Genomic DNA, 12,181 nt, shown 5'->3' with positions numbered 1-12,181 from the left:
CCCTCTGCGACATTGCTCTATTCCTCTTTCACCATAAAAACCCTGTCTTTGTGCCCTTTCACTCACTTCCGAATGTCGGGTTGCGGAATCGCTGCCCGCGTCAAGATTCCGTTGACATACCGTAAGCCCTTTTGCTAGACTCTGTGAATGGGGTTAACCGGTTGCTCTTCCTTTTGAATAAAATGATCCGAAAAATCTTCTTCCTCCTTTTTGCCTTTGCTGCGATCGCTGTCGCTTTTTTTTCCTATTCGAAATTTTATGCGCGAAAGGACATCAAGGTTATTGTCGATAATGCCCGCCTGAGCGCATCGGTGAAAACGGCGCTCGCATTAAACAGGCAATTGAAGACAGCGGAAATCGATGTTTCGGTAACCGAGGGAGAGATACTGCTGGACGGCTCGGTCGGCACGACTATTCAGCGGCAGCTCGCTGAGGAAATTACCCGAAGCATTCGCGGCGTTAATGAGGTCCACAATAACCTGCTGGTCAACAAGCTGATTGCGGCGAAACCGGTGGACAATGAACGGACGCTCGGTGAAAAGCTCGATGATCTCACAATCGAAGCGTCGGTCAAGACCGCGCTCCTTCTGAATGAGAACGTGCGCGCGCGCGACATCAAAGTGAGTTCGTTGCGCGGGCACGTCGTTTTGGCCGGTTCAGTCGATTCCGTAGCCGAGTATGAGCTTGCGCGAAAGATAGCCGACGACGTCGAAGGCGTGGTCGCCGTCCAGAACGACATACAGCTTTCCGGCAAAGAAAATGGGGCGGTGCCGCCAAAGGTCGATGATAAAACCCTCGTGACGCAGGTGCGAGCCGCTCTGATGGTGAACAGGAACATCGACTCGACCGAAATCGAGATCGGCAGTCACAACGGAATAGTCACGCTTACCGGATTGGTGCACAGCGGAGCCGAGAAGGACCTGGTCCAAAAGATCGCCGAGGGCTGCTGGGGCGTCGGCGGCGTCGTCAATGAAATCCGCGTAAGGCAGGCGCCAAATGAGCAGTAACGCGCGAGTGCGGCTGATCGTGGAAGGACGCGTGCAGGGCGTCTTCTTCCGTTATACAACGAACCAGCAGGCGACCAGGCTCGGCCTGACCGGCTGGGTGATGAATCGTCCCGATGGAGCCGTCGAGATCGTGGCGGAAGGCCCCAGAGAGGCCCTCAACCAGCTCATTGCGTGGGCGCGACACGGCCCGCCAGGCGCGCGCGTGACCGATCTCAAGATCAAGGACGAGCCATATACCGGCGAGTTCGACGGGTTCGACGTCAAATATTCCGGCTGGTGATTGCGCACAGGGCGGATGACCGCACAAACTGATAGAGACGGGCACAGCCTCCTCTTCTTCCGAACAAAAGGCAGACCACCCTGTAATTAGAGAGCATGTCAAAAGAACAAGCACGCGCGGAAATAGAAGACCTTCGACGCCGGATAAATCACCACAATTACCTCTACTACGTTCTCGACAACCCGCAGATAACCGATGCCGAATACGATCGCCTGATACGCAGGTTGATCGAGCTCGAAGAAAAACATCCCGAACTCATCATTCCCGACTCGCCCACTCAACGCATCGGAGCCGCGCCCGCCGTCGAATTCGCAACCGTCGAGCACTCGGTCCCGATGCTCAGCCTCGGCAATGCGTTCTCCTATGACGAATTGAGGGATTTTGACAAGAGGGTGCGCAAAGGAGTCCGAGTCGACTCGCTCGAATACGTGTGCGAGCCGAAATACGATGGTTCCGCGATCGAACTTGTTTATGAGAACGGGCGGCTCGTGACCGGTTCCACCCGCGGCGACGGATATCGCGGTGAGGACGTCACGCAAAATCTGAAGACGATCCGGACAGTCCCGCTACGGCTGCAGGGGGAGGGCGTTCCGGCGCGGCTCGAGGCGCGCGGCGAAGTGGTCCTTAATCTCAAAGACTTCGAGGAACTTAACCGGAAAAGGCTTGAAAAGGGCGAGCCGATTTTCGCGAACCCGCGCAATGCGGCCGCCGGCTCGCTGCGCCAACTCAACCCGCGAATCACGGCATCGCGCCCGCTCAATGTCTACATCTATGCGCGCGGCCACATCGAGGACCACGATTTTGAGACGCATTGGGACACGATGCAGACCTTCCGCGACTGGGGCCTTCGCGTAAACCTCCCGGAGATGCGGCTCGTTCAGGGAATCGAAGAAGCGGTCGAATATTGTAGAGACCTCGAGGAGCGCCGGCACTCGCTGCCGTACGAGGTGGATGGAGCCGTCATAAAAGTGAATCGATACGAGTACCAGGATGCTCTCGGCGCGACCTCGAAGAGTCCTCGCTGGGCGATCGCATTCAAATTCGCGGCGCAGGAGGAGGAGACCGTCCTCGAGGAGATCGCTGTCAACGTCGGTCGCACCGGTGCAGTCACCCCCTTCGCGATACTCAAGCCGGTTCGCGTGAGCGGCGTCGAAGTCCGACGCGCTACGCTCCACAACGAAGACGAGATTGCACGCAAGGATATCCGTGCAGGGGACCATGTCATTGTCAGGCGCGCGGGCGAGGTCATTCCCGAAATCGTGAAGTCGATTCCCGAAAAGCGGACCGGCAAAGAGAAAATCTTTCAGATGCCAAGAAAGTGTCCGGTCTGCGGGTCGGCGATCGAGCGAACCCCCGGCGAGGTTGCTTCATACTGCACCGGCTCGAGTTGTCCTGCGCAACAACTGGAGCACATCATCCACTTTGCCTCCAAGGGCGCCATGGACATCGACGGACTCGGCGAGATGCGCGTTCTGCAGTTCCTGAATGAGGGCCTGATCCAGGACGCGGGCGACCTGTATTACCTGAAGAAAGAGCAGATCGTGCCGCTCGAGCGGATGGCGGATAAATCCGCGGAGAACCTGATCAGGTCGATTGACAAGAGCCGGCATACCACGCTCGGCCGGTTCCTGTACGCGCTCGGCATCCGGCACGTTGGCGAGCACACGGCAAAGGTGCTCGCCGCTCATTTCGGGTCTCTGAAAAACATCATGAACGCATCACTGGAGCAAATCGATCAGGTGAGGGAAATCGGGCCGGTCGTCGCGCAGAGCGTGCACACGTTTTTTCGCCAGCCCAAAAATATCGAGTTAATCAACAAACTGCTCGAGGGTAGAATAAAGATCAAGCGTGAGGAAAAAGCCGAGGAGACGCCGCTGCAGGGGAAAACCTTTGTGTTTACCGGAGCGCTCGAACATTTCAAGCGCGACGAGGCCAAAAAACTGGTCGAGCGGCTTGGAGCACGCGCCTCATCGAGCGTCAGTAAGCAAACCGACTACGTCGTCGCCGGCGCCGAGCCCGGCAGTAAATACGACACCGCCAAAAAGCTCGGCGTGAATATCATCTCTGAAGCCGAATTCCACAAGATGGTCGAGCAATACCTGTGAATCGCCCTGTTGCTCTAGTGCTCATCTGTCAGAAACCAATCAGGATTCCTGAAGCTTGAACACAATTTGATGGAAACTGCTGAAAACATAATTCCTGATGATTTTTACGGGAAAGTCCTGCGGACCGGCTGGGACATTTTCAAGAGCAGGTTCCTGATTTTGTTTTCCCTCTCGGTGACAATACTCATTCCATTACAAGTGGCGAGCTATTTTCTCTATAAGACGAAGCTCTTTGAAGCGCCCGATTCTTTTATCTTGAAATTTCTGATTTGGTACGGGGAGACGGCCTTGAATGAGATCGCGTTTCTGCCCGTAATGATGGCCTTTACCGTCGTGGTTGAAGGCGCCTTTAATGACAACGGGATCGGCTATCTGGGCGCCGTCAAAAGCGGTTTCGCGTACTGGCCAAGGGCGGCCGTGGTTGAGTTGCTTGCCGGGTTCGTCATTCTTGGCGGCCTTCTTGCGCTTGTTCTTCCCGGCATTTACTTTTATGTCGCTCTTCTTTTCACCATGCAGGCGGTAATCCTGCGAGACAAGAGAGGATGGGATGCTCTCTATTACAGTAAATCCCTGGTTGATGGAAGATGGGTGGAAATCTTCGTCTTTGGCCTGATTCTTTCGTTGCTCATTTTCATTCCGTTGATCATACCCGTTGTTCTCGTCATATTTCTGAAACCAAGCGAGTTCATGAGAGCCGCAGTGTTCTACCCAATCAGCGCTATTACTACCCCATTTTTTCTGACAGTGATTACGGTGTTATTTCTGAAACTTGAGCAGGTGGGCGCGCCTCAGGAGATACAGGAGCGGAAGCGGCATTCGCTGGAAGGAATCGCATCGATCGCGATATTCATGCTGGCAATGGCGATCGCCGGCATTGGCATTGTTTCACACAGGGTTGGACAGGACAGCCAGTTTTCCTCCCTTTTTGTTCTTTCCTGCTGTACAGGCATAGCCCTGCCCTTCGTCGGGCTCCTTTTCGGATTGGTGGGTGTAAGCCAGACGGATGCCAGAAGGGAATCCGCCGTCCTGGGACTCTTACTCAACGGCGCCTTCTGTGCCTTCTTTATTGTGCTGGTTATCGCTGGGATAATCAGGGGCTTGTTCGAGAGATAAAGACAAAGCGAACCGCGCCGGTCGCCTCAAAATAATAAGGGAGACGCTTTGGCGTCTCCCTTGAACGTTATGTGCTAAGTTCTCTTCCAGAGGTTCAGTGTTTCAGCCTGGCTCATTTGAGCCCGTGCGAATTCGCACCTACCGGAAAAAAACCGGCTACACTTTTTCCCCGAGTTGCAGCGCCGACTCCTGAATGACGACTCCGCTCTTTTTTGTTTTCTCCGACTCATAGATGCCGAAGGCTTCGTCTACCGTCGCCTTCTTGTGAATGATGGCGCGGACCGCCTTGATCATGCCGACCGGGCTGTCGGACTGGAAGATGTTACGGCCCATATCGACGCCGGATGCGCCGCGGCTGACGGCATTGTACGCCATCTCGAGCGCCTCGCGCTCCGGCAGCTTCTTCCCGCCCGCGATCACCAGCGGCACCGGACACCCTTCAACCATTTTCTCGAAGTCATCGCAATAGTAGGTCTTCACGAAATGCGCGCCGATCTCGGCGGCAATGCGGCAGGCAAGACCGAGATAGCGGGCATCGCGCGCCATCTCGCGGCCAACCGCCGTTACCGCGAGCACGGGAATGCCGTACTTGTTGCCTTCGTCCACCAGCTTGCCGAGCGCGAGCAGCGTCTGGCGCTCGTATTCGCCGCCAACGAAAATCGAGAGCGTGATGGCGGAAACATTCAGCCGGATCGCTTCCTCAACGGATGTCGTCAGGCCTTCATTCGAGAGTTCCTTCAGGATGCTCGTTCCGCCGGACACGCGCAGGACGATGGGGATATCCGTGCCGGGATCAATGCATGCGCGCAGCACTCCGCGCGTCAGCATCAGCGAATCCGCATACGGGATGAGCGGCTTGATCGTTTTTCCCGGCTGCTGGAGCCCGGTGGTCGGCCCCTGAAAATATCCGTGATCGACCGCCAGCATCACCGTGCGCCCCGTTTTCGGTTTGATTATGCGAGAAAGCCTGTTTTGCAGTCCCCAGTCCATGTCCATTCCCTCCTTCTGTAAATGGGTGAAGCCCCACTCCTATTTTTGCGGCTCGATGATAACTTTAATCGAATCGCGCGCCTCGGCCACGAGGCGGAACCCGACGCCCGTCTCTCCGAGTCCAAGGCGGTGCGTGATCATGTCCTTCACATTCAGCGCCCGCGCCCGCAGCAGTTCGACGGCGGCCACATGGTCGGCCGGACTGCCTGCATATGAAGACGTGAGCGTGACTCCGTTGCGGAAGAAAAGCTCGGTCACATCGATCGGCAGTTTCACGCCCGGATCGGTCGGCGCGAAAAAGAGAACCGTTCCGCCGCGGTCGACCGAATCGAGCGCCTGCTCGATCGCCCTCATTGCGCCGGTACAGACGAAAACCACGTCTGCGCCGCGGCCGCCGTTAAGCTCGCGCACGCGCGCCGGCACGTTCTCATGCGAGTCAAGCGCGGCGTCAGCCCCGAAGCGCCGCGCCGCATCCAGCCGGTACGGCTGAACGTCGGTCGCAATGACTCTTCCGGCGCCACACGCACGCGCCAAATTGATGTGGAGCAGGCCGGTCATTCCACTGCCGACAACCAGCACGCTCTGTCCCGGCTGCAGCCGCGCCATCCGCTGCGCCCGAAGCACACATGCCACCGGCTCGATAAAGGTCGCTTCCTCATATGTCAGCTCCGCCGGCAAAGGATACACGCCGCGGTCCACATTGATCGCAGGGAGCCTGACGAACTCGGCGAAGCCGCCCGGATCGAAATTGGTCGAGCGAATCGTGTCGCAAACCGTGTGGCGGCCGGTGAGGCAATAGATGCAGGTGTTGCACGGGACATGATGGGAAGCGCAAATCCTGTCGCCCGTCTTGTAATGGTTCACGCCCGGGCCAAGCTCGACTATCTCGCCTGCAATCTCGTGGCCGAGCACCAGCGGCGCCTTCTTGATGCGGTACCATTCCATCACGTCGCTGCCGCAGATGCCGCTGGCCTCGATGCGCACGAGCGCCTCGCCAGTCCCGACGGCGGGAACAGGCCGCTCCTCAATGCGGACATCGTGATTGTTGTAATAAACTGCAACCCGCATACGCCTATCATATCCACAACCGAAACCTGTGTCAATCACCAAAACCAGAGACAGCGAATGTGTCCGACCGTTGCGATGGAGACTGTCCCAATGCGGCGGGGACTGACACCATTTACGGAATTCACGTCTTTTTGAATTCGTGGAATGGTGTCTGTCAATCTGTCCAACGGTCGCGATGGGGACTGGGTCAGGCTTTTTTGTCATTCCCGTGAAAACGGGAATCCATCTTCGCTGAGTGCGCGCCTCGCGGGATAGAATGGTGCCTGTCCCCGAAGCAAGTGCCAGCGCTTAATTCGGACGGTGTCTCTGCCCCTATCGCAAAATCAGTCGAATCAATCGTCAGAAAGTCCTACTCTCCCAATGCGGCGGACTGAGCATTTACGGATTCACGTCGATGACGTTTGCAAATCGGCCTCGACATTACTGCCATATTTCTTATAGGGGTGCGATTCATCGCGTCCGAAAACGGCGCTAATTCGCCCTCACGGGGATTTTTTGCCGCTTTACTCGGCGGGAATCAGCAGTTCCAGCTTGTCCTTCAGGCCGGAGGAGACCGAGATTTTGAAATCTTCAGAGGAGCCGGGCTCATGCCAAATAAGAATGCCCAGGACCCCTTCCAACTCTTCTATCAGGCGCATGCCGTCCTGTTGTCCAAGAACAAAAACGGAAGTCGACAGTGCATCGGCGGACAGCGCATCTTCGGCAACCACCGTCGCGCTCAGCATGCCCTCAACCGGCTGCCCTGTCTCGGGATTGATGATGTGCGAATATTTTTTGCCGCCGATCTCGAAGAACCGCTCATAGCTTCCTGATGTGGCCACCCCTGCGTCAGAGACCGGGAATCGGATGATGACCCGCTCATGCACCAGCGGATGGCGCACGCCCGCCTCCCAATGAGGTTTCTTCAAGGGCGTCCCCAGTGCATAGAAATTGCCGCCGGCATCGAGTATTGCGCGCTCGATCCCGTGCGTCTTAAGAATCTCAATCGCGCGATCGGCGGCGTATCCCTTGGCAATCCCGCCAAAATCGAGCGCCATGCCCTCCTTGAGAAAGCGGACCGTTTGAGAACTCCGATCGACGGTCACATTAGAAAGATTTGCAAGGTCTGCCGCTCTCCGCAGATCGGTTTCCGCCGGCGTACGATTCTCTCGCTTTGCCTCTTTCCAAACATCCATGAGCGGCTTGATGGAAGGGTCAAAGGCGCCGCCGGTCATATCGAAATATATCCGGGAGGCGGTAAGGACATTCAGAAAATCCTGGCCCACCGCAACCGGCTCGTGCGCCGCCAGCCGGTTGACCTTCGATATTTCACTGTCCGGCTTGTACGTGCTCAGCAGCCGATCGATACGCCGTATCTCGTCAAACGCAGCTTCCGCCGCCATCTTGTGATCGCCGGGGCCTTCTATTGTTATGGTAAAAACAGTTCCCATGATCTCAGCCTGCTGCTCATACCGATGATTTCCCCGACTCCCGCCGAGACTCGCCGCAACCAAAATGATGGCCACGACCACCAGAATGAGGATCAAAATCTTTTTGCGAAATATGGGGACAGACACCATGTTTGTATCTACAACTCCTTCATACGCTTTTTCTTACCAGGGCGCCCCGCCCTTTTCGGCCTCACTATTCGACCGATCATGCGCTCTACTATCTCGTCAAATGGTTCGCTTCCCAATGGTCTTCCTGTGCGGGTGGCGGCGCGGATTACTTCCGTCTTGGCGTCGTCGCCAGGCTCAGAAAGCATTTCGCACCATTGGACCAGCAATTGCTTAAAAGTCAAATAGATATTGACTAAATCATCTCGATATGTAAAGCTAAAACTTTGAGCGACAGAGGCTTACAAATATAAATATGGAGTCTGTCCCCATATTTCCCCCCACATTTCCGCACACTAGGTCATTTTCACGACGTGGACGTTGCGGGCGATTTCGAGGTCGAGCGCCAGTTGGGTCTGGCCGACGAAGATGACGAGGGAGGGCTGGCGCTGGTGGACCTTGACCGTGGTTCCGGGGAGTATGCCGAAGGTAGTCAGCTTGTCGAGGCGAGCGTGGTCCTGGGTCTCAACGTACAGTATCTTTCCCGATTCGCCGCTGCGGAGCTCATCGAGCGAGAGAACTGCGGGCGCCGCGGCCCGTTTCCTGTCGCTGCAACACCGACCCGGCGGGATTGCATGACCGTGTGGGCAGGTTCGCGGATGACCGAGTATGGTGCAGATATTGTCAACAACTGCGGGGTTCAGGATATGCTCCATTGCGCATGCCTGGCTTTCCACCACCTGGTCCTTCTGCACGAGAAGAACATCGGTCAGCAGCCGTTCTGCCAGGCGATGAGCGCGAATCAATTTCTCGGCTTCGGTTTCTCCCCTCTCAGAGAACCCGATTTTCTCGCCGCTGATCTTGATCAGGCCCAGCGACCCCATTTCCTCCAGCAGCTTATCTATGGCCGGATCGCCGTTATGTTTCCGTCTGAGCTCCTCGACGGTGATAAGGCCTTCCTTCCCGGATTCCTTCAAGGTATAGATCAGTTCGAGCAATTCATCGACATCGGTTTTCGCGTAATCGACGGGAGGCGGACCTCCGTTCGTCATCCGCCTGCCGCCGCGCCAGCGCATTCTTCGGTCGTTCAAGCCCATATCGCTCCTTTATCCTTTCAGCAGGCGCCTCACCCATTCGGCCAGCCTCGATTCCTTCGGCATTTGATACCCGCAGTTGGGGCAACAGACGAGCCCGCAGTTTTTCTGAATCGGGCAGCCTTTACACTTTTTCTCTTCATCGGGCTCAAAATGCATGCCGCACAACGGGCACTGTATCGTTTGAATTGTGGTTTTCATGCCCTGAATACCTTCCATGAATCGCCTATCCGGAATAACCAACCGCTCTCAGAATAAAATTTACAATTCCGCCCATCGCCACCGCGAGTGGGAAAATGATGGCCATCATAATCAAGGCTTTTCGCAGCCCGTGCTCCTTGATAATGACGAAGAAATTGGCGATGCACGGCACGAACAGCGTTATTACAACCAGGCTGACGATAACCTGAATCGGATCAAGACCGCCCTCTTCGTACAGCCGATATAAACCCGCCGCTCCGTAATCGCGGCGCAGAAATCCCATGACAAATGCAATCGTCGTCTCCGCCGGCAGCGAAAGGAAATTCACGACCACGGGCTCGACCATCTTCACGATTGCATTCAGCGTGCCGACCCGATCGGCAATAAACAGAACGAAGGTGCCGAGAAGAAACAGCGGTACGGCCTCCTTCAGAAACCACTCGACCCTCGACAGCGTCTTCAGCGCCACGTTCGAGAGCTTCGGCAGCCTGAACGGAGGAATCTCAATGATGAAATCCGACCGCTGGCCCGGCACCAGTTTGCCCGCCAGAAATCCAGCCACCAGCAACTGCAGGACGATGATCGAGGTGAACACGATGAACGCGCTGAGCGATATCTGCCCCAGAATTCCCAGGATCACGCCGAGCTGAGCCGAACACGGGATGGCAAGCGCAAGGAGAAACGTCGCGATAATGCGCTCCTTTTTCGTGTCGAGGATGCGCGTGGTCAGCGTCGCCATTGTGTCACATCCCAGTCCCAGCACCATCGGAAGGACCGCTTTGCCGTTCATCCCCATCACCTTGAACATCCGGTTGGCCATGATGGTCAGCCGGGGCAGGTAGCCGCTGTCTTCCAAAATTCCGAAAGCAAGGAAAAAGAATCCCACAATCGGCAAGACGATCGCTATGGCATACGTAAGCCCGACGGTGATCAGCCCAAACTCTCCCACCAACAGGTCCCGGACGAATTGGCTGGGCAGTCTATCTACCAGTTTGACGGCGGCCGGATTGACATATTCTCCGAAAACGGTGGATTCGATAAAATCAACCGCAGTTCCCGCTCCGAACTGGCCAACGAAAACATAGAGCAGATAAAGCACAAACGCCAGGACAGGCAGCCCCCAGACCGGGTGTTGCGAGAGGTCGCCGACATACTTCAGCCACGACCAGCGCGCGCGCTCGTCGTCAGTTAAAATACCGTGCAGCATCTCATCGATCTGGTCGACCCGTTGCTTGCCGATCAGGTAGGGCAGGGGGTCGCGGAAGTGCGTTTGCGTTTCGGCGACGATCCTCTCGATTTCTGCAAGCTGCTCCGCCGAACATCTATCATGCAGCCATTCTTCCAGGCTCAGGTCGCCAGCCACTATCATCACCGCAATCGATTCGCGAGCGACCGGCGCGGGCGGAAGAACGGCCGCAACCTTCTCGATGGCCGCCTGAATTCGCGGATGAAAGGAAACCCTGAACGTCGATGGCCGCGCCGACCCGAGGGCGGAAATGAGCTTGTTTATGCCGCGCCTTTCGGTGGCAACCGTCTCCACAACGGGCACGCCGAGAACGGCGGAAAGTTTGCCGCCGTCGATGTCAATGCCCGCGCTCTTGGCTTCGTCGGCCATATTAAGCGCAACCACTGTCGGAATACCCATTTCCGCCAGTTGAGAGGTTAAAATGAGCGAGCGCCGAAGATTCTTCGAGTCCGCCACCTGAATGACGGTCGCTGAGTTGCGCGACAAAAGCACGTCGCGGGTCACCTTCTCGTCTTCGCTTCGAGGGATCAGACTGTTCGCCCCCGGCGTGTCGATTACCCGATGCGCTCCACCATCGAAACTGCTAGAGCCTTTGCTGATCTCGACGGTGGTGCCGGGATAATTGGAGACGGTTACATATTTTCCGGTAAGAAGCGAAAAGATAACGCTCTTCCCGACGTTCGGGTTGCCAACCAGCAGGATGAGCGGTTCTTTTGCGGAATCCAGTAGCGCTTTGTCGTGCTGCTCGTGCTGCATTTGCGTTTTGCCTCTATCGATTCAGTGTATCCTGCCGTCGATTTTCCCCCGAAGGCCGGGAATAAGCAGGATGGCCAATGGCCGTAATTGGAGCGAATGATTTTATTTTTGTTCGGGCGCAGGCTCATTTGTCTATGACATGCTGAAATTTCCTTGGTTCTTACTCCTGTCTCGGCTGCACGCATCTGCAATTGCGACTCCATCTCAATCACGGTAAAACTGAAATCATCTGCAGCGCTCGCATTTGCCGAATATCCGCAGACTATGATGCTCCGCGAGAAACTTCAGCCGATCGCACACTTTCTCCTGCAGCATCTCAATAAAGCTGTCGTCAAACTCGATCGTCCGCCCGCACTCGACGCAGATCAGGTGATCGTGATGCTTATGACCCACCACATGCTCGTAAGTCTTCTTAGAGTTTCCCAGCTCGAGCGCGTTAACGAGCCCGCTCTTGATCAGCAAATCCAGTGTCCGATACACACTTGCACGCGAGATTTCGTTCCCCCGCTCCTTCAGGATCAGCACCATCTGATCCGCATCGAAATGATGATGTGTCGCGAACACGGCATCGAGAATCGATTTTCTTTGCGGCGTGAACTTAAGATTCTGTTTCAGGAGGAATTGTTTGAACATTTCATATTCGTTGCCCATGGCTGCCGACCCCGGAAAAGCCCCGGTTTTCTCGCAATTAATGAGACTCAATCTCAACTATTATGCTCCCGTTGCCCCCTTTTGTCAAGAAAAAAATGAGGGGCATCGTTTGGAGCAAACTGGACATCGCTCTTC

The 12,181-nt window shown here is 55.9% G+C and carries 11 protein-coding genes; 4 read left to right on the top strand and 7 right to left on the bottom strand.

Translation table 11 applies throughout. The features are described 5' to 3' along the window. Positions 1-161 precede the first annotated feature (161 nt). The 4 genes from C4520_10835 (at position 162) to C4520_10820 (ending at position 4,505) form a co-directional block, all read left to right on the top strand. Positions 162-1,007 carry a BON domain-containing protein gene (locus tag C4520_10835; protein ID RJP20838.1) on the top strand — a complete coding sequence of 282 codons (846 nt, stop codon included), beginning with the start codon at positions 162-164 and terminating at the stop codon, positions 1,005-1,007. Then, on the top strand, positions 997-1,287 hold the full coding sequence (locus C4520_10830) for an acylphosphatase (GenBank protein RJP20837.1): 291 nt from the start codon (positions 997-999) through the stop codon (positions 1,285-1,287). The genes C4520_10835 and C4520_10830 overlap by 11 nt, the downstream gene beginning before the upstream one ends. 95 nt (positions 1,288-1,382) lie before the next feature. Continuing rightward, the gene (gene ligA, locus C4520_10825; protein RJP20836.1) at positions 1,383-3,392 is read left to right on the top strand and encodes an NAD-dependent DNA ligase LigA; all 2,010 of its coding nucleotides are present in this window, start codon (positions 1,383-1,385) and stop codon (positions 3,390-3,392) included. A gap of 69 nt (positions 3,393-3,461) precedes the next feature. Further along, the gene (locus C4520_10820) at positions 3,462-4,505 is read left to right on the top strand and encodes a hypothetical protein (protein RJP20835.1); all 1,044 of its coding nucleotides are present in this window, start codon (positions 3,462-3,464) and stop codon (positions 4,503-4,505) included. 156 nt (positions 4,506-4,661) lie between these two features. Here the strand turns inward: C4520_10820 and C4520_10815 are convergent, their stop codons facing one another. From C4520_10815 to C4520_10785, 7 genes are all read right to left on the bottom strand, one after another. Next, on the bottom strand, positions 4,662-5,495 hold the full coding sequence (locus C4520_10815; protein ID RJP20834.1) for a 3-hydroxy-5-phosphonooxypentane-2,4-dione thiolase: 834 nt from the start codon (positions 5,493-5,495) through the stop codon (positions 4,662-4,664). Positions 5,496-5,534: 39 nt separating this feature from the next. Further along, positions 5,535-6,563 carry an alcohol dehydrogenase gene (locus tag C4520_10810; protein RJP20833.1) on the bottom strand — a complete coding sequence of 343 codons (1,029 nt, stop codon included), beginning with the start codon at positions 6,561-6,563 and terminating at the stop codon, positions 5,535-5,537. 503 nt (positions 6,564-7,066) lie between these two features. Next, positions 7,067-8,122 carry an FAD:protein FMN transferase gene (locus C4520_10805; GenBank protein ID RJP20832.1) on the bottom strand — a complete coding sequence of 352 codons (1,056 nt, stop codon included), beginning with the start codon at positions 8,120-8,122 and terminating at the stop codon, positions 7,067-7,069. Positions 8,123-8,454: 332 nt separating this feature from the next. Beyond that, positions 8,455-9,195: a DtxR family transcriptional regulator gene (locus tag C4520_10800; GenBank protein ID RJP20831.1), complete on the bottom strand. Its 741-nt coding sequence runs from the start codon at positions 9,193-9,195 to the stop codon at positions 8,455-8,457. Between the two features lie 9 nt (positions 9,196-9,204). Beyond that, positions 9,205-9,411: a hypothetical protein gene (locus tag C4520_10795; protein RJP20830.1), complete on the bottom strand. Its 207-nt coding sequence runs from the start codon at positions 9,409-9,411 to the stop codon at positions 9,205-9,207. A 7-nt stretch (positions 9,412-9,418) separates the two neighbouring features. After that, the gene (gene feoB, locus C4520_10790; protein ID RJP20829.1) at positions 9,419-11,395 is read right to left on the bottom strand and encodes a ferrous iron transport protein B; all 1,977 of its coding nucleotides are present in this window, start codon (positions 11,393-11,395) and stop codon (positions 9,419-9,421) included. A gap of 225 nt (positions 11,396-11,620) precedes the next feature. Then, positions 11,621-12,046 (bottom strand): transcriptional repressor, encoded by a 426-nt coding sequence (locus C4520_10785; protein ID RJP20828.1) that lies wholly within the window; start codon positions 12,044-12,046, stop codon positions 11,621-11,623. Positions 12,047-12,181 lie beyond the last annotated feature (135 nt).

This window comes from Candidatus Abyssobacteria bacterium SURF_5, assembly GCA_003598085.1.
In the GTDB taxonomy this organism is placed as follows: domain Bacteria; phylum Abyssobacteria; class SURF-5; order SURF-5; family SURF-5; genus SURF-5.
This window is presented reverse-complemented; position numbering and strand designations above follow the sequence as displayed.